Consider the following 24,973-nt stretch of genomic DNA (forward strand, 5'->3'; position numbering starts at 1 on the left):
AGGTCCTCCTCATGAACTAGCAGCAATCATGAATTACTCGACGTTTTTCCTTGCAACTTGTATACATATGCTAAAACTTCGGCCACAGCTTGGAATAATTCGGCAGGAATCGCTTCCCCGATTTCAACTTGGTGATACAACGCTCTGGCGAGAGGTTTATTTTCCATCGTCATAATTCCATGCTCTTTCGCTTTCTCTCTAATTTTTAAAGCTAAAAAGTCCTGACCCTTTGCAATCACAGTGGGGGCATCCATCTGTTGATTGTCATATTTAATTGCTACAGCAAAATGCGTTGGGTTCGTAATGACGACATCCGCATTCGGTATCTCCTGCATCATTCGCTGCATCGCCATTCGGCGTTGACGCTCGCGAATCTTGCCTTTAATTTTAGGGTCACCCTCCGCTTTTTTGTACTCATCTTTAATGTCCTGCTTGGACATCTTCAAACCTTTCTCGTATTCGTATTTTTGATAGAAATAATCCAGTACAGCAAGTACAATGAGCAATACGCCAATCTGAAGTCCGAGATTTAGAGTCAAGCCCGCAATATACGAATAGATATGATCCAGCGGGACGGTCGCTAAAGCGAGAATGTTGTCCTTTTCTTTCCATATCGTATAAAAAACGACAAGACCGATTACGAGCAATTTAATAATCGATTTTAACAGTTCTACTAAAGAACGAAGCCCGAATATACGTTTAAAGCCTTCAATCGGATTCAGCTTGTTCAGCTTCATTTTTAAAGGTTCGCCTGTAAAGAGCAGTCCGAATTGGACGTAGTTCCCGATAAATCCAAATAAAACGGCGACCAACATAATCGGCATAAGCAGCAGAAGAATTTGCCATATGACCTCGCTGGCCATGGCCAAGACCGTATGAATACTTACATCCATCACCATATATTTGTTGAACGTCAGCAGGAAAAGATGATGAATTCTCTCTTTAAAATAACCGCCCAAAAAAAATAGAGTTAAAAAGCTGAACAATAAAATGAGTGCACTGGGCAGTTCAGCGGTTTTGGCAACCTGACCTTTTTTACGAGAATCGCTGCGCTTTTTCGGGGTAGCCTTCTCTGTTTTTTCTTGCGAAAAAAACTGAAGATTCATCCGCATCCGCGGCTCGAAGGTAGTCACCCTCATCTTCTCCCCCTCACTTAAGCTCCCATGATTTTAAGAAATCGCTCCATTTCCTGAAACATGGATTCGAACAGTTGTGTAAATAAATATAGCAGGCCTGGAATGACCACAATCAGCAGCAAGAAACCAACAATGATTTTCAGCGGCAAACCGATGACAAAAACATTAAACTGTGGTGAAGTTTTTGCTAGAATCCCAAGCGCCACATCGGTTAAGAACAAAGCGGCAATAATCGGCGCTGACATTTGAAAAGCAAATGTAAAGCACTGAATAAATATGTTCAAAATAAATTCGCTGATGCTTCCATTCTCCAAGTTGGCAAAAAACAAGCTGTTGATCGGAACCCACTGATAGCTCTTCATAATCGCAGTAATCAAATAATGATGACCGTTCATCGATAGAAAAATTAAAGTCATCAGATAAAATTTGAAATTACCGATGATCGGGCTTTGTGCGCCTGTCATCGGATCCACCACGTTAGCAATCCCCAAACCCATCTGCATATCAATAAAGGATCCGGCAATTTGTACCACCGTAAAAAACAAATAGGCCAAAAAGCCCAGCATCAATCCTACGGCGACTTCCTTCAATATTAATGGAATGATGCTCAGCGTCCACGTAACGGGCTCATCAAATGAAATGGCTGCAAATGTGATCAATGCAATAAAGCTAGAGAAGCCAATCTTAAATGGCGCAGGCACTCCGCGATAGGAATATATGGGTGCCACGACAAAAAAAGATGTGATTCGACAAAAAACAAGCAGAACATGTGGCAGGTGATCTAAAAACCATTGCACCATCGACCACTACCCTATAAAGTTGTGTAAATTATTTAGTAGGCTGTACGTAAAATCCACCATGCTTGTGATCATCCACCTGCCGAAAAACAATAAAGCGACCAGTACTGCGATAATTTTAGGAACAAACGCCAAAGTCTGCTCCTGAATTTGTGTTGTTGCTTGAAACACGCTAATAATTAACCCGACAGCGAGAGCCAACAGCATTAAGGGCAGACTAACTTTTAAAACCGTATAAATGGCTTCTCCAGCCAATTTTATGACAAACTCTGAACTCATGAAGTCTCCCTCGCTTATCGTTATGTATTAAAACTGAGCAGCAGTGACCGAACGACTAAATACCAGCCGTCTACTAAAATAAATAACAAGATTTTAAATGGCAGTGAGATCATCACAGGCGGAAGCATCATCATCCCCATAGACATCAAAATGCTGGCCACGACCATGTCAATGATCAGAAAAGGGATAAAAATCATAAAGCCCATTTGAAATGCTGTCTTTAGTTCACTCAGAGCAAAGGCGGGTATAAGCGCCGTTAAAGGAATATCTTGAACATCTTCCGGCTTCTCGGCCCCCGCATAATCAAGAAATAGCAGCAAATCCTTCTCTCGTGTATGACTCGCCATAAACTCTTTCATGGGCTCTGCTGCCTTTTCCAGCACTTCGGTTTGACTTGTAATTTCGCCACGCAAATACGGCTGCAGTGCCTGTTCATTGATTTCACCTAAAGTAGGCGCCATGACGAAAAAAGTGATAAACATAGCCAGTCCGACTAATACCTGTGTCGGCGGCATCGCGTTGGTCGCTAGTGCGGTTCTCACGAATCCCAGCACGACGACAACTCGGGTAAAGCAAGTCATCAACAGTAAGATTGCAGGTGCAATGCTCAGCACAGTAATCAATAAAATGATCGTTACCGTGCTGGAAGACTCTACGCCAGGAATATTTATCAGATCTTCCGCCATCGCTGGCTTTACCCCTGCCAGCCATATCATCAATATAGCGGATAGCGTCATACTTGTTTTTTTCATCTGCGATCCTTCCTATTGTCCTCTTGTTCCTGCAGCAAATCCTGCAATTTTTGCTTTTGATCGGATATCCGATTGAATTTTTCCATCATTACTTGCTGAAAAGAAGCAGCGTCATCATGATCCATCGTCTCTTTCTCATCTTTCTTCGGCGACCGCATACGATTCAGCCAGTCGGACCATTTCGAGGACAACGTCTCGGCTTGTTTCGATTCAAGCAAATACAGCAGCTGGTCCTTTTCTTCAGCAGATGCAATCGTATCGATCACGGAAATATCATCACCGACACCAAGAACATATATTTTCTCGCCGACTTCAACCAGCTGCAGAGATTTATTTTGTGCAAGGGAAATTGCGCTAACCACTCTTAATCCAGGATGCGAAAAGAGCATTTTATTCTTCTTCCCCAAAAAGCGAAGAATGACGACAATTAATCCAATAATAATAAGAAGAACAACACACACGTATACGAAAGATGAAAATCCGGATTCTATTCCGCTAAATTCTGTATTGCTCTCTTCCTGATCGGCAGCGAACACTGCAAAAGGCGAATTCAATGCAACTAGCAGCAACAGCGATGTAAGCAGCAGAATGAATCCTTTTTTTCTTCTTTTCACTGAACACAATCCTCTCTCTTAAAAAAAGGCCGGGGCTTATCCCAGCGTCTTTTTAATGGCTTCGATCACGCGATCCGCTTGAAAAGGTTTCACGATAAAATCTTTAGCTCCTGCTTGAATAGCGTCGATAACCATCGCCTGCTGTCCCATAGCGGAACACATAATGACTTTTGCATTCGGATCCATTTTTTTAATTTCTTTTAAAGCCGCGATCCCATCCATTTCCGGCATCGTAATGTCCATCGTTACCAGATCAGGTTTTACTTCCTTGTATTTCTCAACGGCTTGTGCTCCGTCGCTTGCCTCTCCTACGACTTCATAACCATTTTTCGTTAAAATGTCCTTTACCATCATTCTCATAAATGCTGCATCATCCACAATTAATACTCTGTTCGACATAGTATCCGTCTCCTCCTGAAATAAAAGTACAATGATTAAATCAATTTCATAAATGATTGAAAATACCTAATTAGTAACTGCATAATCGATTATTGAATGTTTTTTAAACGATCTGCCTGACTGACAATATCCGTTACACGAACCCCAAAGTTCTCATCAATAACGACAACCTCGCCTTTGGCCACCAACTTATTATTCACTAAAATATCTACAGGTTCGCCTGCAAGCTTGTCCAACTCGATAATCGAGCCTTGGGACAATTCAAGGATTTCCCTGACTAGTTTCGATGTACGCCCTAGTTCTACGGTAACCTTCAAAGGAATGTCCATCAAAAGATTTAGGTTGCCGCCTGTTGCTTGTGAAAAACCTTGTGGCTGAAACTGGGTATATTCTACTGGCTGCACATTAACATTGCGCTGATGCTGAATATGTCCAGACGCAGGTGCAGATGGTTCATAGTATGGCGGCTGCGCATATGGTTCTTGATATACAGGAGGTGCTTGGTGCACCGAAGCTGCAGGAGGCTGTTGATCGTGCATTGGAGCCTGCTGCGGTACAGCTTGTGGCGCAGGTGCAGGTGGTTCTTCTACCGCTGTTGCGGCTACTTCTTCTGCTGCCTCAGAGCCGCCCATCAAGCTGTTCACCATTTCTTTGGCAAAAGAAACGGTAAGGAGCTGCATGATGGTCGAATCGATCAAATCATCGATTTTCAAACGGAACGAAATCTTGACATACACTTCTTCCTGCGGAAGGGGTGTTTCCGTTTGGCCGTTCGCCAAATCCATAATGTCGATTCCTGGAGGTGAAATATTCACCAATCGGTTAAATATCGTAGACATCGAAGTCGCGGAAGAACCCATCATTTGATTCATCGCTTCTTGCACGGCACTGATATGAATCTCGTTCAACTCTTCTTCAACGATTGTACCATCGCCGCCCAGCATTAAATTCGCAATGACCTGAGCATCCCGCTTCTGAATAACAAGCAAGTTAACGCCTTGAAAGCCTTCCACATAATTCACATGTACGGCTACGTTCGGTTCGGGAAATTCGCTCTGCAGTGCCTCACTTCTCACGATGGATACTTTTGGAGTCGTAATATCCACCTTTTTGCCCAACAGTGTAGACAAAGCAGTCGCCGCACTTCCAAAAGTGATATTACCGATTTCGCCCAGTGCATCTTGTTCCAAAGAGGTTAAAATATCTTCGACCGAAGTGTCTGAAGAAGTGTTTCCCTCTTCAGAAGGAGATGACGCGTGATTAAGAAGCGCATCGATTTCCTCCTGAGATAAATAATCCTTATTACTCGACATCTTCTTCCTCCTCTTCAACAACTTCCATAATTTGGACAGCTACTTTCCCTTTTACTTGTCCGGGATTTCCGATAAACTTAACTTTTTCACCTATTTTAATCTGCAAGCCGCCATTTGTCGGCTTGTTCAGAGTGATTACATCGTTAACCGCCAAATTCAGAAGCTCATGAACGGTAATCTCTGAGGAACCCAATTCAGCAATGACGGGTAGTTTGGCTTGATTCAGGTGATGCGTAAGTGCGATTTGATCCTTTTCATCCCTCGCCTTTTTCTGTGAGACGAACCAGTGGTGAACAGATAATCTGGCCATCACAGGCTCAATCACCACATGAGGAATACATAGATTAATCATTCCTGTCGTATCACCGATTTTAGTGCTTAATGAAATCAATGCTATGGTTTCGTTAGGAGAAACAATCTGCATAAATTGCGGATTCGTCTCCAATGCCTCCATTCGAGGCTCAATGTCTATTACGGTCTTCCAGGCTTCCTGCAAACTATCGAAAGCTTTCGAAAAAATTCTTTCCATGACATTGGTTTCAATTTCGGTCAGCGCGCTGACCTTAGATGGTGCTGTGCCTGATCCACCAAGCAATCTGTCCAGCATCGCGAAGGCAACGTTCGGATTTACCTCAAGCACCATTCTTCCTTCAAGAGGCGCTGCTTCAAAAATGTTCAAAATCGTCAATTTCGGAATCGAACGAATAAATTCATCATAAGGAAGCTGCTCCACTTGGACGACATTGATTTGTACAAAAGTTCTAAGCTGTGCAGAAAAATATGTCGTCAAATATCGGGCAAAATTTTCATGAATCCGAGTCAAGCTCCGAATATGATCCTTCGAAAACCGAACCGCTCTTTTGAAATCATAAACACGGACTCTCTTCTCCGTATCTTCTTTTTTCAGTTCCTCTGCATTCATTTCCCCGGAAGAAAGCGCCGCGAGGAGGGCATCTATTTCATTTTGCGAAAGTACATCTACCATAACATCCACCCCCTTTGCAAAGTCACCATGAAAGCCTATTGACGATTAATGACCAAGTCTGTAATTTGGACCTGGACTAGCTTGCCTTCTTGAAGTTCTGCGTTGACCGCATTCATAATTTTTGCTGTAAATGTATCTTGGCCTTTGCTGCCCTTCATTTCATCAGGTGCCGTGTCAGCCAATGTTTTTACCATAATCGATTTAACGGTTGAAGTAAGCAGAGTTAATTCGTTTTTGGCTTCTTCACTATCTACGATGAAATCCATATTCACTTTAACAATGTAATTTAATTCGGATAAATTCGTTATGATATCATTCACTTCCACGGTAAGCTCTTTTTTCTCTTCCGCGGTAAGCGGCTTTGTCTCTTCGATGGCGGCTTCATTATTGCTGCTGCCAGAGTCATTAAGTACAAAGTGATATAAGGAAAAGGCAGCGACCGAAATTAAGGTAATTGAAACTAGGACGATAATTAATACGGGAAGCATTTTTTTCATTTAGTCAGCCTCCTCCTCGACATGAAGTAGTGCAGTCGTCCCAATGAGACCGATCCCTCTCAAATATTGTCGAACTAAGCTTACCACATCTTCTACTGGTTCGAGAACTATGAATTTATTCCCTGTGATCAAGGAAATGATGGTATTCGGAGTTGACTCAATAGATTCAATAAGTAGAGCGTTTAACGTAAACTTTGTGCCATTTAAACGGGTAACGGATATCATCAGGCTCCTCCTGCCGAAAAATATGTAGGGCTCCGGTCCAGCATCGCTGAACCGGGAAGCCGAAAGCCAATCATTTTAACGTTTACTTAAGCGTCATTATCTCTTCAGGTTTACAATCTCTTGCAAAATTTCATCCGATGTAGTGATAATTCTGGAGTTGGATTGGAATCCTCTTTGAGCAACGATCATTTCCGTAAATTCAGATGTCAAATCGACATTCGACATTTCCAACTGTCCGGAAATAATTGTACCTGTTCCCAACTCTTCATCGCCTGCGGCACCGATGATGTCAAGTACACTTTCAGCATCCATCTCCGCATTTGGAGTTAACCGATAAAGGCTTCCTCCCACTTTCTCCAAGCCACCAGGATTCGTTACTCGAGCAACGCCAATCGCCAGATCCTCACGCACTTCGTTCGTACCATCTGCGTTGATCACGACGAATTGTCCGTTCTGCGAAATGGTAAAAGCGTTAATATCATCATCCAATTGAATCGGAGCGCCGTCAGCGCCGAGTACGAACATTCCATCCGCATTGACAAGATAACGGTTCGCATCCACTGTGAAATTACCGGCACGAGTTAAATAGGAGTTCTCTCCATCGACATCGGAGCTAACCGCGAAAAAACCGTCACCGTTAATGCGCAAATCTGTGACTTGACCCGTCGTCATTGCGCTGCCTCCCGTATGGATCGTGTCGATTGCTGCGATTTCAACGCCAAGTCCGACCTGCTGCGGGTTCACACCGCCGGACTCATCGGTTGGTGCAGAAACCCCAGAGATCGTTTGTGACAAAATGTCCTGAAACATAACACGGCTTCCTTTGAATCCAACGGTGTTCACATTCGCAATGTTGTTACCAATGACGTCTAATTTTGTTTGAAAGCCTTTCATACCGGAAATTCCGGAGTACAGTGATCTAAGCATGAAAACATCCTCCTTCGTTATAAGCCGCATCAATCGGTCAGCGGCCAGGGCCTCCATAAGCGGGCCAGCCCAATTGGTTTATTGAACTATCATTGCACTGTCAATTTGCGTAAAGATGTGATCCTTCAATGCCGTTTGATCCATAGCAGTTACGACAGTTTGATTTTTGACATTCACGATAAAAGCCATTTGATCCATCAGCAACAGTGTTTCTTTCGCACCCTTTTGAGCCGCCTTATTGACTGCGGCCTCCAGCTTCTCCATTTGCTCAGGAGGAATTTCAATTCCTCTTTGTTCCAACCGCATTTCGGCGTGGTGACTAAATTTCAACAGCTGTTGATTGAGAAGATTTTCAAATGAACTGGTTTCGTTCCGGCGAGCATAAGTTTGAGCCTTGTTCACCGCTTTCGGATGAATCTGAGGGCTGTATAAGCTGCCAACCCTAAACTGGTCTGCCATCTTATTCACTTCCTTCAGTCACGGGAGTGTCCCCAGCAGTAGACTCGTTTGTGTCGGGAGTTGAATCGGTGTGTTCACTTTCTTCACTGCCGTCGTCTACAACAGGCTCTTCTTCCGAAAACCAAATTTTAGTGATTTGATCCAGCGACACTTCTTGGCCATCAACAATTGCATACTGATAGCCATCCTTCATCTTAATCCCTTCGACAATACCCGTCATGGTTTGTTCTTGGTAAGTCGCAGTGTTCCAAACGATGAAATTCACGTTTTTCCCAATCAAATCGGATGAAATCCCCATGGACTGGCGCATCATGCTCAACTGCTGAGACATATTCATAATTTGTTCGACAGAGCTGAATTGCGCCATTTGGGAGATGAATTCACGATCCTCTACCGGCTGGGTAGGGTCTTGGTTCTTCAACTGTGCAACCAACAATTGCAAAAACTCATCTTTACCTAATTCCGTTTTCGGCTCTCGTGTTACTTTGTTAATATTTTGCGTAGAATAATTCGGCCATATATTGCTCGTACCAAATACATTATCCGCCATTTCTCTAACCCTCCTTTACGAGCAGATGAATTACGCTGTTGCATGGAACCCGCCTTCACGCACTTCATCGTCCAAACCTGAATCATCCATTCCTTCGTCAACGATTGCAGTTTGTTCGTAAGCCTCTACTTTGTCTTTATTCGATTTCGGCGAAGGAGACTGGTGTGTGAAGCCTTGTCTCTGCTGCTCTTGATTCATGCCTGCAAATACGCTGCTTTGGGTTACTTCCAGTTTATCTACTTGCAGTCCCTGCTGCTGCAGAGAAGCTCTCAGTTGAAGGAGCTGTGTTTCCAGGGCATCCTTGCCGAGCATCGTATCGGCCACAAATTGCGCAGTCATGACACCGTTTTGCATGCTGATGCGGACTTCAACTTGCCCCAGTGTTTCAGGCATCAAAATAATTTTCGCTTCCGCCATGCCGTTTTGCTGTGACAAATTCATGGATTTGACCAGTCGGCTCATTTCCTCCGCAAATTGATGAGCATGCATCTTCACGGTAGGATTGGCTTGTACATCAGCTGCCGCCTTATGTACAGGGACATCCGTCTTTACATTCACCGCAGTCTCAACTTGCGGCTCCTTAACAGCTGCAGAAGCATCCTGGGTCACCGCTGGCTTCTCGGAAACCTCTTGGATCGGTTGACTCTCAGACGCTTGAGCCGCAGCGTGATTCATATTCACCACAGTAAGGGAAGGACTGGAAACAGATTGTCCTGTTGATGCAGTCGAAGGATTAGGTTTGCCTGTTTCCGTCTTTTCGGATTGACCTGCCTGTGCTGCGACTAGAGCATCTGCATCGATCACAGGTTGCACATTTTGTTTCACCGTCGTTGATGCAATATGACGAGTAACAGTCTCCAACTGTGCCAATAATACATTCAGCTGCTGTTTCGAAGCTAAGGGCAGATCCACGCTGTTCTGTTCGGATTTAGAGCCAAGCTGTTGAAGAAGCGGAAGCAATTGGCTGATTTGTTCCTTTACGTTAGCAGAAGCGGTTGGCTGGTGATCTGCCCGCATAGCGTCCTGCACAGATACAGGAAGCTTTTGAAGCAGCAGGCCGGCAATTTGTTCAAGAATGTCTTCTACCAAAATCCATGTTTCTTCTGCCGCTGGAACGGTCTCTTCAGAATTGAGTTGAGCATTTAAAGCGTCTAACAACTGTAGTAAAGAGTCCATTTGTTCTTCTGTTGTAGAAGAATCATCCTCAGCGCTCAGAGCCTGTATCGACAATTGCAGCTCGTGATTTTCCATAATGGCGAAATTCCCTTGCCCCTGCAAAGCTATTAAAGCTTCAGGACTTAATCCCAATGTCATGGCTTGCTGCAGTGTCTGAAGGAAATCCGGCCCTTTCCCCTGCGTCGCGCTTCCTCCAGTTAACTGGACCTGGGCTGCAGCAGCTTGTGTACTCGTTGCCGTTTGCCCGCTGGAAACCATTGCTGTAGAAATAGGTGCACCATTCATCATTTGTTTTCACCTCCTTTCGAGTGATGATCACATTAGTTATTGCTAAGCTTTGCTGAAATAGCCGCCGCCTTATCTTTATCCTGCTGTTCCATCGAACTGATAATAGAAGATCTCGCGTTCACATTCATGGCTCTTAGTACGTTCAGAACCTGAAGGGGGTCTGCGTTATACATTTCAAGGAGGATCGATGCACTGCTTTTCGCCGTCATCGCAGCGAACGTTTGGCTCAAATCTTCTGTCGTGAAATCCGTATCTTCCGCCTGCTCGCTATCTTGGATTTCCAGCCTGGATTGTAATGCAGCGATCTGCATGTTTTCAGCCGGTACTAAATCCTTCATTTGGATCGACGCCTCAGCCGCAATTTGCGGGTTCATCTTCTCTAGTATGCGTATTTGATCATCCGAGGACATTTGGCTCATTACAAGTACCAGCTCATCCATCGTCAACCGCTCTAAGATAGCCGCCGATTTCGAAGGTGTCATATCGGCATACATGTTAGATAGCTTTTTGATTTGATTCAGATATTCCTCGTCCGATTGACGTTTTTCCTCTAAGCTAGCATTCAATTGTTCAATTTCCGCCCGAAGCTTTAATATTTGCTGATCCTTCGATTCAATGACACCTCGGCTGGAGTCAATCTGTTTTTGAAGATCTTTTATTTGCTGAGCCAGTTGTTCATTGCTTTGTCCTTCCGCAGCGATCTTTTCCCCTGAAGGTGTATCTTCCGAAGCTTCTTCTTCCGGATCAGGGATGATTTTTTCGACGAGCGGAATTTTGTTCGCAAACGATAAAACAGAATTTTTAACGTCGTAATTAAACATGGACAATAGCACAACCGTTAAAATGCTTGTGAACACAACAGGAATTAAAAATAAGTAAAGTATTTTTTCAAAGGCTCCATAGGAGGTTTTCTCTACCTCATGCTCTGGCATACCGTCTCCTCCTTCCTAACAAGAGCTTATCCGTGGCGGACAGCAGCCAATTCATCCAGCTCCTCCTGCTCTTTCTTGAGAAACTGAGCGGTGAACTCTGTAAGGGCGTTTTCTTTGGCTTTGGTCCATATCTTCTCATCCATCGCCTTATGGTTTAAGCTTTGCTGCTTCTCCTGCACTCTTTTCTGAGCTTCACCAACATCCTTGACCTTTGATTGAATCATTTTCTCCAAACGATCCAGAAACAGCTGAAGATGCTGCAGCTCTAACACAGATGCCCCATTCAACGCTGCTTGATGAAGGGTGTCCATCGTTTCTTTTCGCTGCTGCTGGAGCTGCGACAAGCTCGTTTCCTCTGTACGCAGCCGTTCCAATTCACGCGAAAGCATCCATTGCGCTTGTGTTTTTTCAGTAGCTTTTAAATTAACGATATTTTGATATGCGTAACGGAATTTCAACGGATCAACCTCCTAAAAACTCTTGAATGAGTCTTTCTTGAACATTTTGAAAATCTACCTTTTCCGTTACTTTCTGAGAGGTGAAGTTCCATATGTTATCAATATAAGAAATGGCAGTATCAATTTCTTGATTCGAACCAGTCTGGTACGCCCCTATATTGATCAAGTCTTCCGAATTTTTATAGACAGAAAGCCATTTTTTCAAGCGATCAGCTGCCAGCTGCTGTTCTTCAGGTACAATTTCCTTCATTACCCGGCTGATGCTGGATAACACATCGATGGCCGGATAATGGCCTCGGTTGGCCAGCTGCCTGCTGAGAACGATATGACCGTCTAAAATTCCTCGTACGGTATCAGCAATCGGTTCGTTCATATCATCACCGTCGACCAATACGGTATAAAAAGCGGTAATCGAGCCCTTCGGTGATGTTCCAGCACGCTCCAGCAGCTTCGGCAAATTAGCAAAAACCGATGGCGTATAGCCGCGTGTCGCTGGCGGCTCACCGACAGCAAGACCGACTTCTCTCATGGCCATTGCATAACGGGTAACAGAGTCCATCATCAGCATGACGTTCATGCCGCGATCCCGAAAATATTCCGCAATCGCTGTGGTGATAAGCGCACCTTTAATCCGAATGAGCGCCGGCTGATCGGAAGTCGCTACGACGACAACGGATCTAGCTAAACCTTCCGGACCTAAATCGCGTTCTATAAAGTCCAGCACCTCACGTCCACGCTCACCAATCAGTCCGATCACATTCACATCTGCCGATGTATTTCTTGCGATCATTCCCATCAAGGTGCTCTTACCAACGCCTGAACCGGCGAATATTCCGACACGCTGTCCTTTGCCAATAGTTAGCAGTCCGTCAATACATCGGACTCCTACACCTAAAGGTTCTTGCACGCGCGGCCGGTTCAATGGATTACTCGGCACGTTATGTGTAGAATAACGCAGCATATTGGATGACAGCTTGCTTCCGTCAAGCGGTTCACCTAAGCCATTCAGCACCTTGCCCAAAAGCTCTTGACCGACCTTCACCGTCAAAGGGCGTCCTGTGCTGACAACTTCACAACCTGGTCCAATCGACTGCAGATCGCCCAGCGGCATGAGCAGTACTTTATTATCGCGAAAGCCAACGACTTCTGCGGGAAGCGGTTTGCAGCCACGGTGCGGATGAATATGACAGACATCCCCGATATTCGCTTCAGGACCTTGGGATTCCACCATAAGGCCTATAATTTGCGTTACTTTTCCGTTGACACGAACCGGATCCAACGTCTGCAAAAGGGATGTATATTTGCTTGCATCAAGCTGAATCATCCTGTTCATCCTCCGCTACCGAATATACTGCAGCCTGCTGCAGCGCCTGCTTAATCTCCTCCAACTGTGTGCTAATACGCGCATCCATACTGCCAAAGGAAGTTCTTACAATACAAATTCCATCCTCTACCGCCGCATCAGGCAAGATTTCAAGCTCCGCTTGAGGCTCTATGCATTGCCGCAGTTCGTCTCTAGCTTCATATATTGCAGAATATTGAGACGGAGATACCGACAACAATACAGACCCTTGCTGTCTGGATCGTTCAAGAAGTGGACGAATCAATTCAATCGACAGCCTTGGATCTTCAGAAAGCTTTCGTTTCAGTATTTTTTCAGCGATCATGGTACTGACCTCAATCAAAAACGGTTCCGCCTCTGCAATAATTCGTCGCTTATGGTCATAGGCCGCCTGCAAAAGCTTGTTCGCATCTTGTATTTGACTTTCATATTCTCGAACAATTTGTTCTTTTGCAGCTTGTTTCCCTTCCTGAACTCCTTCAGCGTAACCTTGCGATTTCATTTCATCGATGATGTGTTGATCTCTTTGTCTATGCTCCTGCCACCAGGCTTCGATTTCTTCGGAAGCAGCCGCCTTCAGTTGCTCGGCCTCCAGTTTCGCCTGATCCAAAACAGCTTGCGCCGCCTCTTCCGCTTCACGAATTAACGATTGCTTGAGCTCTTCGATTTCCTGCTTGATTTCTGCTGGTAAATCGTTATAACTGACAGCTGGACGCTGTGTTTCCTGCGCCTGAGCATCAACAGCGGGCACAACAGCCTCCAGCTTTTTCTTGTCTTGAATGGGAACGTAATAGGTAGATTTAATCAAATTAGACAATGATATCATCTCCTCCGCCGCGAGCGATGATGATCTCTCCTGTTTCTTCTAGCTTACGGATCGTAGCTACAATACGGGTTTGAGCTTCCTCAACATCACGCAGACGCACAGGTCCCATAAATTCCATTTCTTCCTTGAATGTATCCGCCATTCGTTTGGACATATTTCTAAATATGACATCACGAACGTCATCACTTGACACTTTAAGCGCAAGTTGAAGGTCCGCATTCTCCACATCGCGAATAATACGCTGAATAGAACGGTTGTCCAAATTGACGATATCCTCGAATACAAACATTCTCTTCTTGATCTCTTCAGCAAGTTCCGGATCTTGAATCTCCAACGAATCCAAAATCGTTCTTTCTGTCCCGCGATCGACACCGTTCAAAATCTGTACGATCGATTCGATACCGCCTGCATTCGTATAATCCTGTGTTACTGTCGCGGACAATTTTTGCTCTAGAATGCGTTCCACTTGACTAACCACTTCCGGAGAAGTACTGTCCATCAGCGCAATTCTTTTCGCAACATCAGCTTGTTTCTCCTGAGACAGAGAGGATAAAATGACTGACGCTTGATCTGATTTCAAATAAGAAAGCACCAAGGCGATCGTCTGTGGATTCTCATTTTGAATAAAATTCAAAATTTGGGCAGGATCGGCCTTCCGTGCGAAATCAAATGGTCTGACCTGGAGCGTTGCCGTCAAGCGATTTAAAATATCAACCGCCTTTTGACCGCCAAGCGCTTTTTCCAGTACTTCTTTGGCGTAAGCCAAGCCGCCTTGAGAAATATACTCTTGAGCCATGCATATTTCATGAAATTCTGAGAGTACGGTTTCCTTGGTTTCCGTTGAAACCTTCCGGACGTTGGCAATCTCCAACGTTAATTGTTCAATCTCATCGTCCCTGAGGTGCTTGAAAATTTGGGCAGACACCTCAGGTCCAAGCGTGATGAGTAGCAATGCTGCTTTTTGTCTCCCAGATAGGCCTTGTTGCGCCTTAGACATTCGTTACACCTCTATTCATCCACTAACCAAGTCCGCAGCAGATTTACGAATTCATCCGGCTTTTTCTTCGCCAGATTTTCCAACTGCTTGCGTACCTGTTGATCATTCGTCATACTATCCAAATCGATTGAAGGATACTCTACCGGTACATTTTCGTCAGGCAGCTCTTCCTCAACAACCTCTTGTTTATTTCTACGGAAAATAAAATATCCGCCAATTGCGATTAAAGCTAATGCAGCAGCTCCAATCCCATACCACATCATGTTAGATTCCCCGGATGGAATGGTTGTTGCTTCTTTGCCTTCGAATGTTTGTGCAATGACTGAAACTTTGCTTTCCAATTGTTCCTGCGTGTACTGCTTATCACTATTCGCAAGAGAAGTTCCAACCAAGCTGGCCAGCATTGTTTTCACCTGCTGCTGTACCTCTGGTGTTACGACCTTATCCTCAGTGGATTCCAATGCGACAAAAATCGACAAATCTTGAACGACATATGGACTAGAAACGATGGATTGTCTAATTTCGTTAATCTCATAATTGATCGTACGGTTGACTTCCTCAGATGTACTGGTTCCGCTGCTTGCGCTGTTTTGATATCCAGGAACATCCGTTTCACCTGTTCCAACCACACCACCTGTGTCTCCGCCGCCTTCGCTCGTGTAGGATTTCGTGATCTCTTGGACGCTGCGCTCAATCCCCTGCATTTCCTCTTCATTGACAGGCTCGAAAAGCAGTTCCTCACGATTTCTCTGATCGAAGTTAAAGCTGGAAGCAACATTCACAACGACTTTGTCCTGGCCTAGAATTGTTTTCAGGAAACGTTCGACATCGTTTTTAATGTCCTGCTCGTATTCCTTTTTAATTCTCATGTGCTGTTCCGCGATAGACAGAGCAGCTTGACCCATCCCGCCTTCAGTTGTCTCCGAAGCAAAAAGCTGATTTCCGGATTGATCTGTAATCGTAATATTTGAAATCGGTAGTTTATCCACACCGACACCGCTGCGAACCAGATTGTACATACTGTCGATCACTTGCTGATCTGGACGATATCCTGCCGCAAATTGAATGCTGACCGATGCGGATGCCGTCTCTTCCTGACCTGCTCTCGCAAACACGCTTTCTTCTGGCATAGACAAAAGAACTAGCGATTTTTGTACCCCTTGGTAGCTGTTTAACAGTTTCTCGATTTCTCCTGCACGACCATCCACGCTGAGCAGATCAAATTCTTTATCTGTCATCCCAAAGCCGGAAATATTGTCTCTAAAAAGACCAAATCCCTGCTTACCGCTTTGGACCAAATTTTGAGCTGCTACATTCACTTTTACATCTGTTACATCTGAACTTGGAACTGCGATGCTAGAACCATCCGCTCCATATTTATATGGGATACCGGAAGAATCCAAGTATTCCGTAACAGCGGCCATATCCGTCGCATCTAAATCATAATAGGCCCATTCATACTGTGTGCGCGAGAAATAATATACCAGCATACCAAGAGCCAAAATAGTTAATGCAAAAACCGAAACGAACATGATTTTCTGCTTCTTGCTAAACTGGTTCCAGTATTGTTTCGTTTTGTCCCAATACCGGCTAATTGACTCGTTCATTTTCCACCTCTATTGTCGGTACCGCTATATGTGCTGCATTTCTAATAAAAGTGATGCGCATTAGAGCTGAATTCTCATGATTTCTTGGTATGCTTCTACCGCTTTATTTCTCAATTGAACCGTAAGCTCCAAACCAAGCGCCGCTTTTTCCGAAGCGATGGTAAGCTGAGAAACATCGGTCAGTTCACCCTGAATGAATTTCTCTGTCAATTGATTCACTTGACTTTGCTGTTTATTCAGACCTTCAACTGCATTATTCAGGGCTTCAGCAAAATCTTCACCCATTTTTACTGCGCCCCCCCTTAAAGAAGAAGCAGGCAGCGAATGATTTGCTAGAGCTATTTTTTCGATCATCAGTACACCCCCTTACAATCCATTAATATTTGCCAATCTCTAGAGCTTTCATAAACATCGACTTCGATGCGTTCAGCGACGTCACATTGGCCTCGTAAGCACGAGATGCCGACATCATGTCGACCATTTCTTTTAAAATATCCACATTCGGCATGAGCACATAACCATCTTCATTCGCATCAGGATGAGTAGGATCATACACTTGTTTATACGGCGAATTATCTGTAGTAATGCTGGTCACTTTTACACCCTGACCTATACCGTCTCTGCCGTTCATTTGCGCCTCTAGAATATTAGAAAATTCGCTTTGCCGCGGCTCCATCACAACCATTTTCCTCTGATATGGAAGCCACTCGTTGCCTACTCGCTGACCTCGGGTTGTATCCGCGTTGGCTATATTGGAAGAGATCACGTCCATTCGCAAGCGCTGCGCCGTTAGTGCGGATGCACTAATATCAAATCCATTCATCAGTTTCATCCCTACCTGCCTCCAATCGATGTTCGGAACATTTTCAATTCATGATTCATCTGTTGGATCAATGCGTTATATTTCAGCTGATTTTTAGCGGATAACGCCATCTCATAGTCAATATCCACATTGTTTTGATTATTGTTCAGCGATGTCGATCCATCTACCCGAATCGTGGCTTCAATACCATATGGCTGTCCTGGTCCAATGGGAAGATGCTTGGAATGGGTTCGAGTACCTACAAGACTGCTCTCTCCATTCATTTCCTGATTCAACAGCTCCTCAAATAAGACTTCCGACCGCTTGAAATTAGGCGTATCGACATTAGCGATGTTATTCGCTATGACCTTGTGTCTCATAGCAGAAGCATTAATTGTTGATTCAATTAAAGATAAGTGTTTCGATTGAAGCATATCCACCTGGTTCACCCACCTGCTTTTTTTGCTAATATGACGTATTCAACATTCGTTTTCATATTCCTTCTTGATTCGACAAATTCCAAAAAATATCATGAATTTCGTCACAATATGAAGTATGAAAATACCATTCCTAACTATGAAGCAATTTTTTTTGTTTTTCAATAAGAAAAAAGGACTACAAATAGGAAGCGATCTCAACACAAAAATAAGAGGTCCTTCCTATGAGAAGTGACCTCTTATAACGGTTATGCTTTATTAATATATTCTTTGCTGAGAGCAAATCGTTAGTGTTTACGCTGAAGCATAATGCCCGAAAGCTGACGGTGTTGCCTGTCCAGGGATTGACGAATATAATGTCCGTATCACAGAAAAGGAAAAGGATGCCTCCATATAGCGTGAGCCTGTTAGCGCAAGCTCACTGGAGACATCCCCTCACAAAACGTATGATCATTGTATCAAATTTTGAGCTGGATGAGAAGATCCCCGGCGTTTTTTGTTAGGTGTGCAGAAATTGTTCCTAGTCCTTGCTGCATTGCGAGTTTATCGGTGATCGGGAGCCGAAAACGGAAGCTTGTACATGCTACGGGAGAAAAGAGCGTATTGGTCATTCGAAGACTTCGATGTACGGCTTGCCGGAAGATTCATCATGAGTTACCGGATTGCATCGTACCTTACAAGCGTTACGAATCAGCATGTGTGGAGAATGTCATCACGACTGAACCCTCAGAAGTAGATGTTGCCGCAGACAACTCCACACTGTACCGTTGGCGGAGTTGGTTTTGTTCTATGGCTACCTACTTGCTTGGGTGCTTAGAGTCCATCGCCATTCGCTTTTATCTAGATGTTGTGAAGGAATCGTCCGCACCTTCACAAGCTGCACACCATAGATTCGGACGTTATGTCGGTGATGCCGATGGTTGGCTGGCAAGAGTTGTCCGACCTGTTGCGAATTCAAATTTGTGGGTACATACCCGTTCTGCATTCTTGTCCGAAGCTCTCTGAGATAGACTCGTAAACGAATCTATCAGAAGAAGGTGCAGACGAATGAAAGATCAGAAGAAAGCAGAGCAAATCGCTGCAGATCGTGTGCAGCTCCTTGCCCCATTGCTTACAGAAGGGCTCGACCCAGCAAAGGCAAAGGAAATCAAGCAAAGAATATGCGAGCAAATCGGAATATCGGAGAGGACGCTGCGACGGTATCTAGCAGCCTACCGGCAAGATGGCTTTGGCGGGTTAAAGCCGAAGAGCAAAGGGAAACAACCCGTAGCCCCCACCATTCCGCCGGAGGTCTTGGAGCAAGCGATCTTGCTGCGGCGAGAAGTGCCAAGTCGCAGTGTCGCCCAGATCATTCAGATCCTGGAATGGGAAGGTCGCGTCCAACCGGGCCAAGTCAAACGGAGCACGCTTCAAGAGAAGCTAACGGAACGTGGTTACAGCACCAGACATATGCGAATGTATGCAAACTCTGGTGTAGCGGCTCGGCGATTCCAACAGCCGCACCGCAATCGCCTATGGCACTCGGACTTGAAGTACGGTCCGTATCTGCCCATTGGACCGGGCGGAGCGATGAAGCAAGTGTTTCTCGTTACCTTCATCGACGATGCGACGAGATTTGTACTGCATGGTGAGTTTTACCCGGTCATGGATAAGACGATCGTCGAGGACTGTTTCCGAAAGGCCATTCAGAAGTACGGTGTTCCGGAAGCCGTGTACTTCGACAACGGGAGGCAGTATCGAACCAAGTGGATGACCCGAACGTGCTCCAAGCTTGGCATTCGCCTTCTGTTTGCTAAGCCATACTCGCCAGAGGCCACTGGGAAGGTTGAACGGTTTAACCGCGTGGTGGATTCTTTCCTTAGCGAAGCAGCACTTGAAAAACCAAAGACGCTTGACCGCCTGAATGAGTTGTTCGGAGTTTGGCTCTCGGAATGCTACCAGAACAAGCCGCATTCAGCACTTGAGAACAAACGTAGCCCCGAAACCGCCTTTCGCAGTGACAAGAAGGCGCTTCGGTTTGTGGAACCGGAGATACTCGCCAATGCATTCCTTCATTGCGAAACCCGCAAGGTCGACAAAACCGGGTGCATTAGCTTCTTGGATCGCAAATATGAAGTGGGGCTTCCGTTCATCGGATGTACCGTGGATGTCGTGTATGACCCGGCGGACATCACCGAATTGACGATCGAATACGAAGGCCACGAACCGTGGAAGGTAAAAGAACTCGTAATCGGTGAACGTGCCGGAAAACGTCCTCCACTGCCGGACCATCTTCAACCTGTACCAGCAGATTCGTCAAGGCTGCTAAGTGCTGCCGAAGTACAGAGTCACGGGCGCCGCTCCGAGCAAGCGCCGGCCGTCAGCTACCGTAAGAAAGGTAAGGTGAATGGCGATGTTTGAGGCATTCTACGATCTTAGCCGTTCACCGTTCTCCAGAGATGTCCCGCCAAGCGAGTTGTATGAGTCGGTCATTTTGGAGGAGACGCTGGGACGGTTAGAATATGCGGCAGAACGGCAATGGTTTGCGGTTGTGACCGGAGACTGCGGCACCGGAAAGACGACAACGATTCGGCGGTTTGCAGAAGAACTGGATCCTGCGAAGTTCAAGGTGCTCTATCTGTCAGATTCAAAACTGACACCGCGGCATTTCTACAAGGGGCTGCTGGAACAACTCGGTTGTGAGTCGAAGTTTTATCGTGGGGATGCGAAGCGTCAGCTGCATCGGGAGATCGAGCTCATGCGGGGAATTCATGGACTGCAACCCGTTGTGGTCGTGGATGAGAGTCATCTTTTGGACCGGGAGATGCTGGAGGAAGTTCGCTTTTTACTGAATTTTAAGATGGATGCCCAAAGCCCAATGGCTCTCATCCTGGTCGGGCAAAGCGAACTGTGGGATCGCATCAATCTACAAGCCTACGCCGCGATTCGTCAACGCATCGATCTACAATGCAAACTTCCGCACTATGACCGGGCTCAAACAGGAGCCTACATCGAGAGACATATGACTTATGCTGGTGCAGACCGGGATATCTTTACCGATGGAGCCATCGATGACATCTATCGATTCTCTAGCGGAGCAGCTAGGCTAATCAACAAAGTATGCACTCATTGTTTAATCTATGGGGCTCAGAACAAACACCGCATCATCGATGATCATATGGTTAAACGCGTCATTCAGGGAGAATTATCATAATTCTCCCTTTCATATATGAAGAATCGGTCAGATTAACCGTCAATAGCAGGACAACATACACCATCAATCTCCGGACATTATGCGTTAGCAGTAACACGTTAGTGTTCTTTGTTTTTATGAAATTCTTCCATGAGCTGCGCGTTCAAAATCCGAATGTAAGTGCCCTTCATACCCAAAGATTTCGTCTCGACAACTCCAGCACTCTCCAGTTTTCTCAGCGCATTGACAATGACCGAACGAGTGATTCCCGCTCGGTCGGCTATTTTACTGGCAACGAGCATTCCTTCTTGTCCATTCAGTTCCTCGAAAATATGTTCAACCGCTTCTGTCTCGCTGTAAGACAATGAATTGACAGCAACTTGCACAATGGCCTTGTTTCTCGCTTCTTTCTCAATTTCTTCCGTCTTCTCGCGCAAGATTTCCATCGCTATGATGGTCGAGCCATATTCCGATAATATTAAATCGTCTTCGATGAACGGCTCATCTCGGCGTTGGAGCACCAACGTCCCTTGTCTTTTACCCGCCCCTACAATCGGAATGACGGTTAAATGCTGATCACTAACGACCGCGCTCAACCCGTCAAGATCAGAATGCAGAAACTGGCGAAGCTCTTGATTATGCGCCGTTTCTTTGATCGACATCAGCATATCATTGTACCTGGGAGACAACCGGCTTTCTTCTGTCACGATATTTGCTAATTCGTAAAAGCTTTTTTCGTCTTCAATCGAATACCCTAAAATCTTCCCTCTGCGGCTGATCACATAAACGTTAGAACGGATCGTATCCTGCAGCACCTCAGCCATTTCATTAAAATTCACGGCACTTCCTGCCGCTTTTTGAAGCAGCTTGTTCAATCTTCGTGTTTTTGATAATAGATTCATATCTACCGCCCCCCAATTTCCTGAAACGCTCAGGCGGAGGAATATGCACAGCGGACTACAAAATATACTGGCTTAAATCTCTGTTCTGAGCTATATCAGACAACTTTTCTCTTACATATTCGCTGCTTATCGTAAACGATTCGAGCGTGATGTCCGGCGCTTCAAAGGAAAGATCCTCAAGCAGTTTCTCTAGAATCGTATGAAGCCTTCTCGCACCGATATTGTCGGTGTTCTGATTCACATCCACTGCGATTCGGGCAATTTCCTTTAATGCTTCTTCAGAAAATCCGATCTGTATCCCCTCGGTTTCCAGCAGTGCCGCATATTGTTTCGTCAATGCGTTTTTAGGCTCCGATAAGATCATGATAAAATCTTCCATCGTTAAATTGTTTAGCTCCACGCGAATTGGGAATCGTCCTTGAAGCTCAGGTATTAGGTCCGACGGCTTCGCAATATGAAACGCTCCCGCTGCAATAAAGAGCACATAATCCGTTTTCACCGGACCATACTTCGTCATAACCGTTGAGCCTTCGACAATCGGTAGAATGTCTCGCTGCACACCTTCTCTGGAAACGTCAGGACCGCTGCCTTTGGAGGAAGAGGCGACTTTATCAATTTCATCAATAAAGATAATCCCATTCTGTTCAGCACGACGAATGGACTCCTGCACAACTTCGTCCATATCAATCAGCTTCGCGGCTTCTTCCTGTGTCAGCACTTTCCTCGCTTCTTTGATCGGCAGCTTGCGTTTCTTTGTTTTCTTCGGCAGCATGCTGCCGAACATCTCCTGCATATTCAGACCGATCTGCTCATTGCCTTGTCCGGAAAACATTTCGAGCATCGACGGCGAATGATCTTCTACCTCAATCTCAACAACCCGATCCTCTAACTCGCCGTTAAACAGCTTCTGTTTCAAATCCGCACGCCGCTCGCGCAATGAAGAGTCCTCTTTATCATCGGCAGGCTCCTGCTCCTGCTGCTGGCCAAACAGCATCTCGAACGGATTTTTTGTCTTCGATTTGGCTGCTGAAGGTGCAAGGATTTGAATGATTCGTTCATTCGCCAGTTGTTCCGCCTTTTCCTGCACGCCTTCCATTTTTTCTACCTTTACCATGCGAATAGCTGTTTCCACAAGGTCCCGAACCATAGATTCGACGTCTCTGCCGACGTAACCGACCTCCGTGAATTTGGTAGCTTCTACTTTGACGAAAGGCGCCTGAACCAGCTTCGCCAATCTTCTGGCAATCTCGGTTTTACCTACTCCCGTAGGACCGATCATTAATATATTTTTAGGAACGATTTCATCCCTAATCGATTCTTCCAAACGACTTCTGCGATAACGGTTACGAAGCGCAATGGCGACAGATCTCTTCGCCTTATTTTGCCCGATAATGTATTTATCCAACTCAGCAACGATCTGCCTAGGTGTCAATGCCTGAACATTCATGTTTCCACCCCTCCTGATCTATCCCTGTTCATGATGAGACTCACTTATATTTCCTCTACAATAATATTATGATTGGTATATACACATATGTCCGCGGCCATGGTCAGGGCAGCCTTCGCGATATCCTTGGCTTCCATATGGTCCGCATACTGCTTCAGTGCGCGGCCGGCGGCGAGTGCGAAACTGCCCCCAGAGCCAATCGCGAGCACCCCATCGTCAGGCTCAATGATTTCACCGTTGCCGGAAATCAATAATATATGACTTCGATCCATCACAATCATCATCGCTTCCAGCCTGCGAAGCACTCGGTCGGAACGCCATTCCTTCGCCAATTCTACGGCGGACCTTTGCAAATTGCCATGGTGCTCCTCAAGCTTTCCTTCAAACTTCTCAAACAGTGTGATCGCATCCGCAACCGAGCCGGCAAAACCAGCAATCACTTGTCCTCGGTACAATCTTCTCACTTTTTTTGCTTGGCTTTTCATAATCATGCTGTTGGAGAAAGTGACCTGCCCGTCGCCGGCAATGGCCCCCTTGCCTTTATGATGTATGGCAAATATCGTTGTCGCATGAAACTGGTCCATATCGATCGACCTCCTTTAATACAATACGAAACAAACAATCAGTACTCCATCGATGCAAGTCATATTTGACTTTTCCTTGAATTATGCCCTCGGATGAGCCCGGTTGTATATACTCTGCAGATGGTCACGGGTGACATGCGTATAAATTTGAGTGGTAGATAAATTAGCGTGACCGAGCAGCTCCTGTACGGTTCGAAGATCAGCACCAGCTTCCAGCAAATGTGTCGCGAAGCTGTGCCGAAGTGTATGCGGACTGACCCTTCTTGCTTCCGACAGCTTCTTCACCGCTTGATCAATGATGCGTCGGACCGATCTGTCACTAAGCCTTGTACCTCGCTGGTTTATAAACACCGCTTGTTCGGTGCCGTCTTTCAACCATTTTGGCCTAATATGCTCGATATATTCCTTCAGCGCTTCTACCGCATGCTCGCCCAGCGGAACATATCTTTCCTTCGCTCCTTTACCGAAAACAAGCGCGACTCCATGATGCAGATCAATTTGCCTCACATCCAGTCCTGTCAGCTCACTGACACGCATGCCGCTCGCATATAGCGTCTCCAGCAGTGCCTTATCGCGTTTCCCAATCGGTGTCGATAAATCCGGAGCTTCCATCAACGAAGCTGCTTCTTCCATATATAAAAATTTGGGAAGCCGTTTGTCTAGCTTAGGCGTACGTACGCTTTGCAGCGGATGCTGCTCCACATGGCCCTCACGCAGCAAAAAACGATAAAAGCTGCGCAGAGCAGACAGCTTGCGTGCGATCGTTCTTCGAGCATAGCCTTCCTGATGAAGCTGTCCTAAATACATTCTTACATTTAAATAAGAAACAGCAGCAAGCCGGTCAATGCGTTGCTGCTTTAAAAAATGGCTGAAATGAGTCAAATCTTTCTTATAACTCTGAACCGTATACTCCGACGCGTTCTTCTCTGCCAGCAAATATTCCATAAAGCGATCGAACCACTCAGCCTCTTCATGAACGACGTAGTCCGCTTCCAACTCTGACATGACTCCACCTGCTTTCCGGTTCCATTGGCTTCTCTTCCATCCATGGTAACATAGTCGGAAATAGG

Annotated in this window: 30 protein-coding genes; 3 read left to right on the top strand and 27 right to left on the bottom strand. The window is 45.5% G+C overall.

From position 1 onward, the window contains the following. Positions 1–26: 26 nt before the first annotated feature. The 23 genes from flhB to flgB all read right to left on the bottom strand — a co-directional run bounded on the left by flhB (position 27) and on the right by flgB (position 17,801). Positions 27–1,139: a flagellar biosynthesis protein FlhB gene (gene flhB, locus ACFPXP_RS07275; RefSeq protein WP_379893564.1), complete on the bottom strand. Its 1,113-nt coding sequence runs from the start codon at positions 1,137–1,139 to the stop codon at positions 27–29. Positions 1,140–1,153: 14 nt separating this feature from the next. Then, positions 1,154–1,936: a flagellar biosynthetic protein FliR gene (fliR, locus tag ACFPXP_RS07280; protein ID WP_379893565.1), complete on the bottom strand. Its 783-nt coding sequence runs from the start codon at positions 1,934–1,936 to the stop codon at positions 1,154–1,156. Positions 1,937–1,942: 6 nt separating this feature from the next. Next, complete coding sequence (gene fliQ / locus ACFPXP_RS07285) at positions 1,943–2,212, bottom strand: flagellar biosynthesis protein FliQ (protein ID WP_379893566.1); 270 nt, start codon at positions 2,210–2,212, stop codon at positions 1,943–1,945. 20 nt (positions 2,213–2,232) lie between these two features. Beyond that, the gene (fliP, locus tag ACFPXP_RS07290; protein WP_379893688.1) at positions 2,233–2,898 is read right to left on the bottom strand and encodes a flagellar type III secretion system pore protein FliP; all 666 of its coding nucleotides are present in this window, start codon (positions 2,896–2,898) and stop codon (positions 2,233–2,235) included. A 62-nt stretch (positions 2,899–2,960) separates the two neighbouring features. Beyond that, a complete protein-coding gene (gene fliO / locus ACFPXP_RS07295; protein ID WP_379893567.1) occupies positions 2,961–3,578 on the bottom strand; it encodes a flagellar biosynthetic protein FliO in 618 nt (205 codons plus the stop codon). Positions 3,579–3,614: 36 nt separating this feature from the next. Next, on the bottom strand, positions 3,615–3,977 hold the full coding sequence (locus tag ACFPXP_RS07300; RefSeq protein ID WP_379893568.1) for a response regulator: 363 nt from the start codon (positions 3,975–3,977) through the stop codon (positions 3,615–3,617). 89 nt (positions 3,978–4,066) lie between these two features. Next, positions 4,067–5,290: a flagellar motor switch phosphatase FliY gene (gene fliY, locus ACFPXP_RS07305; protein WP_379893569.1), complete on the bottom strand. Its 1,224-nt coding sequence runs from the start codon at positions 5,288–5,290 to the stop codon at positions 4,067–4,069. After that, complete coding sequence (gene fliM, locus ACFPXP_RS07310; protein ID WP_379893570.1) at positions 5,280–6,275, bottom strand: flagellar motor switch protein FliM; 996 nt, start codon at positions 6,273–6,275, stop codon at positions 5,280–5,282. The genes fliY and fliM overlap by 11 nt, the downstream gene beginning before the upstream one ends. A gap of 35 nt (positions 6,276–6,310) precedes the next feature. Continuing rightward, a complete protein-coding gene (locus tag ACFPXP_RS07315; protein WP_379893572.1) occupies positions 6,311–6,772 on the bottom strand; it encodes a flagellar basal body-associated FliL family protein in 462 nt (153 codons plus the stop codon). Then, the gene (locus ACFPXP_RS07320; protein ID WP_379893573.1) at positions 6,773–6,997 is read right to left on the bottom strand and encodes a flagellar FlbD family protein; all 225 of its coding nucleotides are present in this window, start codon (positions 6,995–6,997) and stop codon (positions 6,773–6,775) included. A 96-nt stretch (positions 6,998–7,093) separates the two neighbouring features. Then, positions 7,094–7,924, bottom strand: a complete 831-nt coding sequence (flgG, locus tag ACFPXP_RS07325; protein ID WP_379893574.1) for a flagellar basal body rod protein FlgG — start codon at positions 7,922–7,924, stop codon at positions 7,094–7,096. A gap of 78 nt (positions 7,925–8,002) precedes the next feature. After that, positions 8,003–8,383: a TIGR02530 family flagellar biosynthesis protein gene (locus tag ACFPXP_RS07330; protein ID WP_379893575.1), complete on the bottom strand. Its 381-nt coding sequence runs from the start codon at positions 8,381–8,383 to the stop codon at positions 8,003–8,005. 1 nt (position 8,384) lies between these two features. Continuing rightward, the gene (flgD, locus tag ACFPXP_RS07335) at positions 8,385–8,933 is read right to left on the bottom strand and encodes a flagellar hook assembly protein FlgD (RefSeq protein WP_379893576.1); all 549 of its coding nucleotides are present in this window, start codon (positions 8,931–8,933) and stop codon (positions 8,385–8,387) included. Between the two features lie 30 nt (positions 8,934–8,963). Further along, complete coding sequence (locus tag ACFPXP_RS07340) at positions 8,964–10,397, bottom strand: flagellar hook-length control protein FliK (protein WP_379893577.1); 1,434 nt, start codon at positions 10,395–10,397, stop codon at positions 8,964–8,966. A gap of 32 nt (positions 10,398–10,429) precedes the next feature. After that, positions 10,430–11,329, bottom strand: a complete 900-nt coding sequence (locus tag ACFPXP_RS07345) for a MotE family protein (RefSeq protein ID WP_379893578.1) — start codon at positions 11,327–11,329, stop codon at positions 10,430–10,432. 26 nt (positions 11,330–11,355) lie between these two features. Then, on the bottom strand, positions 11,356–11,787 hold the full coding sequence (fliJ, locus tag ACFPXP_RS07350; protein WP_379893580.1) for a flagellar export protein FliJ: 432 nt from the start codon (positions 11,785–11,787) through the stop codon (positions 11,356–11,358). Positions 11,788–11,791: 4 nt separating this feature from the next. After that, positions 11,792–13,111, bottom strand: coding sequence for a flagellar protein export ATPase FliI (gene fliI / locus ACFPXP_RS07355; protein WP_379893581.1), 1,320 nt, complete (start codon positions 13,109–13,111; stop codon positions 11,792–11,794). Then, positions 13,098–13,946 carry a FliH/SctL family protein gene (locus tag ACFPXP_RS07360; RefSeq protein WP_379893582.1) on the bottom strand — a complete coding sequence of 283 codons (849 nt, stop codon included), beginning with the start codon at positions 13,944–13,946 and terminating at the stop codon, positions 13,098–13,100. The genes fliI and ACFPXP_RS07360 overlap by 14 nt, the downstream gene beginning before the upstream one ends. Beyond that, positions 13,939–14,952, bottom strand: coding sequence for a flagellar motor switch protein FliG (gene fliG / locus ACFPXP_RS07365; RefSeq protein WP_379893583.1), 1,014 nt, complete (start codon positions 14,950–14,952; stop codon positions 13,939–13,941). Before fliG ends, ACFPXP_RS07360 begins: the two co-directional genes overlap by 8 nt. An 11-nt stretch (positions 14,953–14,963) precedes the next feature. Beyond that, complete coding sequence (gene fliF, locus ACFPXP_RS07370) at positions 14,964–16,559, bottom strand: flagellar basal-body MS-ring/collar protein FliF (RefSeq protein WP_379893584.1); 1,596 nt, start codon at positions 16,557–16,559, stop codon at positions 14,964–14,966. 60 nt (positions 16,560–16,619) lie between these two features. Beyond that, positions 16,620–16,913, bottom strand: a complete 294-nt coding sequence (gene fliE / locus ACFPXP_RS07375) for a flagellar hook-basal body complex protein FliE (RefSeq protein WP_379893585.1) — start codon at positions 16,911–16,913, stop codon at positions 16,620–16,622. 22 nt (positions 16,914–16,935) lie between these two features. After that, a complete protein-coding gene (flgC, locus tag ACFPXP_RS07380; protein WP_379893586.1) occupies positions 16,936–17,391 on the bottom strand; it encodes a flagellar basal body rod protein FlgC in 456 nt (151 codons plus the stop codon). 2 nt (positions 17,392–17,393) lie between these two features. Next, positions 17,394–17,801, bottom strand: coding sequence for a flagellar basal body rod protein FlgB (flgB, locus tag ACFPXP_RS07385; protein ID WP_379893587.1), 408 nt, complete (start codon positions 17,799–17,801; stop codon positions 17,394–17,396). A 471-nt stretch (positions 17,802–18,272) separates the two neighbouring features. Here flgB and ACFPXP_RS07390 point away from each other — a divergent pair, with 471 nt between their 5' ends. The 3 genes from ACFPXP_RS07390 to ACFPXP_RS07400 are packed head-to-tail and all read left to right on the top strand — an operon-like array spanning position 18,273 to position 20,991. Further along, positions 18,273–18,803 carry a DUF6431 domain-containing protein gene (locus tag ACFPXP_RS07390; protein ID WP_379893588.1) on the top strand — a complete coding sequence of 177 codons (531 nt, stop codon included), beginning with the start codon at positions 18,273–18,275 and terminating at the stop codon, positions 18,801–18,803. A 42-nt stretch (positions 18,804–18,845) separates the two neighbouring features. Then, positions 18,846–20,198 carry a DDE-type integrase/transposase/recombinase gene (locus ACFPXP_RS07395; RefSeq protein WP_379893589.1) on the top strand — a complete coding sequence of 451 codons (1,353 nt, stop codon included), beginning with the start codon at positions 18,846–18,848 and terminating at the stop codon, positions 20,196–20,198. Further along, entirely contained in the window at positions 20,191–20,991 is an 801-nt protein-coding gene (locus ACFPXP_RS07400; RefSeq protein ID WP_379893590.1) for an ExeA family protein, read from the top strand. The genes ACFPXP_RS07395 and ACFPXP_RS07400 overlap by 8 nt, the downstream gene beginning before the upstream one ends. A gap of 98 nt (positions 20,992–21,089) precedes the next feature. On the opposite strand, the gene codY is transcribed toward ACFPXP_RS07400, so the two are convergent. The 4 genes from codY to xerC form a co-directional block, all read right to left on the bottom strand. After that, entirely contained in the window at positions 21,090–21,872 is a 783-nt protein-coding gene (codY, locus tag ACFPXP_RS07405) for a GTP-sensing pleiotropic transcriptional regulator CodY (protein ID WP_379893591.1), read from the bottom strand. A 55-nt stretch (positions 21,873–21,927) separates the two neighbouring features. Next, positions 21,928–23,319 carry an ATP-dependent protease ATPase subunit HslU gene (hslU, locus tag ACFPXP_RS07410; RefSeq protein ID WP_379893592.1) on the bottom strand — a complete coding sequence of 464 codons (1,392 nt, stop codon included), beginning with the start codon at positions 23,317–23,319 and terminating at the stop codon, positions 21,928–21,930. 44 nt (positions 23,320–23,363) lie between these two features. Next, positions 23,364–23,903 carry an ATP-dependent protease subunit HslV gene (hslV, locus tag ACFPXP_RS07415; protein WP_379893593.1) on the bottom strand — a complete coding sequence of 180 codons (540 nt, stop codon included), beginning with the start codon at positions 23,901–23,903 and terminating at the stop codon, positions 23,364–23,366. Between the two features lie 81 nt (positions 23,904–23,984). Next, a complete protein-coding gene (xerC, locus tag ACFPXP_RS07420; protein ID WP_379893594.1) occupies positions 23,985–24,908 on the bottom strand; it encodes a tyrosine recombinase XerC in 924 nt (307 codons plus the stop codon). Positions 24,909–24,973 lie beyond the last annotated feature (65 nt).

This window comes from Marinicrinis lubricantis, assembly GCF_042658665.1.
Taxonomy (GTDB): Bacteria; Bacillota; Bacilli; order Paenibacillales; family KCTC-33676; genus Marinicrinis; species Marinicrinis lubricantis.

Bases quoted from the DNA above. Each gene is read 5' to 3' on its own strand.
- fliG (WP_379893583.1), bottom strand. From the start codon at position 14,952: ATGTCTAAGGCGCAACAAGGCCTATCTGGGAGACAAAAAGCAGCATTG.
- ACFPXP_RS07395 (WP_379893589.1), top strand. From the start codon at position 18,846: ATGAAAGATCAGAAGAAAGCAGAGCAAATCGCTGCAGATCGTGTGCAG.
- fliI (WP_379893581.1), bottom strand. From the start codon at position 13,111: ATGATTCAGCTTGATGCAAGCAAATATACATCCCTTTTGCAGACGTTG.
- fliE (WP_379893585.1), bottom strand. From the start codon at position 16,913: ATGATCGAAAAAATAGCTCTAGCAAATCATTCGCTGCCTGCTTCTTCT.
- hslV (WP_379893593.1), bottom strand. From the start codon at position 23,903: ATGGACCAGTTTCATGCGACAACGATATTTGCCATACATCATAAAGGC.
- ACFPXP_RS07320 (WP_379893573.1), bottom strand. From the start codon at position 6,997: ATGATATCCGTTACCCGTTTAAATGGCACAAAGTTTACGTTAAACGCT.
- flgD (WP_379893576.1), bottom strand. From the start codon at position 8,933: ATGGCGGATAATGTATTTGGTACGAGCAATATATGGCCGAATTATTCT.
- xerC (WP_379893594.1), bottom strand. From the start codon at position 24,908: ATGTCAGAGTTGGAAGCGGACTACGTCGTTCATGAAGAGGCTGAGTGG.
- fliM (WP_379893570.1), bottom strand. From the start codon at position 6,275: ATGGTAGATGTACTTTCGCAAAATGAAATAGATGCCCTCCTCGCGGCG.
- fliP (WP_379893688.1), bottom strand. From the start codon at position 2,898: ATGGCGGAAGATCTGATAAATATTCCTGGCGTAGAGTCTTCCAGCACG.
- flgG (WP_379893574.1), bottom strand. From the start codon at position 7,924: ATGCTTAGATCACTGTACTCCGGAATTTCCGGTATGAAAGGCTTTCAA.
- fliY (WP_379893569.1), bottom strand. From the start codon at position 5,290: ATGTCGAGTAATAAGGATTATTTATCTCAGGAGGAAATCGATGCGCTT.
- ACFPXP_RS07345 (WP_379893578.1), bottom strand. From the start codon at position 11,329: ATGCCAGAGCATGAGGTAGAGAAAACCTCCTATGGAGCCTTTGAAAAA.
- ACFPXP_RS07400 (WP_379893590.1), top strand. From the start codon at position 20,191: ATGTTTGAGGCATTCTACGATCTTAGCCGTTCACCGTTCTCCAGAGAT.
- ACFPXP_RS07390 (WP_379893588.1), top strand. From the start codon at position 18,273: ATGAGAAGATCCCCGGCGTTTTTTGTTAGGTGTGCAGAAATTGTTCCT.
- fliR (WP_379893565.1), bottom strand. From the start codon at position 1,936: ATGGTGCAATGGTTTTTAGATCACCTGCCACATGTTCTGCTTGTTTTT.
- flgC (WP_379893586.1), bottom strand. From the start codon at position 17,391: ATGAAACTGATGAATGGATTTGATATTAGTGCATCCGCACTAACGGCG.
- hslU (WP_379893592.1), bottom strand. From the start codon at position 23,319: ATGAATGTTCAGGCATTGACACCTAGGCAGATCGTTGCTGAGTTGGAT.
- fliQ (WP_379893566.1), bottom strand. From the start codon at position 2,212: ATGAGTTCAGAGTTTGTCATAAAATTGGCTGGAGAAGCCATTTATACG.
- ACFPXP_RS07330 (WP_379893575.1), bottom strand. From the start codon at position 8,383: ATGGCAGACCAGTTTAGGGTTGGCAGCTTATACAGCCCTCAGATTCAT.
- codY (WP_379893591.1), bottom strand. From the start codon at position 21,872: ATGAATCTATTATCAAAAACACGAAGATTGAACAAGCTGCTTCAAAAA.
- flhB (WP_379893564.1), bottom strand. From the start codon at position 1,139: ATGAGGGTGACTACCTTCGAGCCGCGGATGCGGATGAATCTTCAGTTT.
- ACFPXP_RS07300 (WP_379893568.1), bottom strand. From the start codon at position 3,977: ATGTCGAACAGAGTATTAATTGTGGATGATGCAGCATTTATGAGAATG.
- ACFPXP_RS07315 (WP_379893572.1), bottom strand. From the start codon at position 6,772: ATGAAAAAAATGCTTCCCGTATTAATTATCGTCCTAGTTTCAATTACC.
- ACFPXP_RS07340 (WP_379893577.1), bottom strand. From the start codon at position 10,397: ATGATGAATGGTGCACCTATTTCTACAGCAATGGTTTCCAGCGGGCAA.
- fliF (WP_379893584.1), bottom strand. From the start codon at position 16,559: ATGAACGAGTCAATTAGCCGGTATTGGGACAAAACGAAACAATACTGG.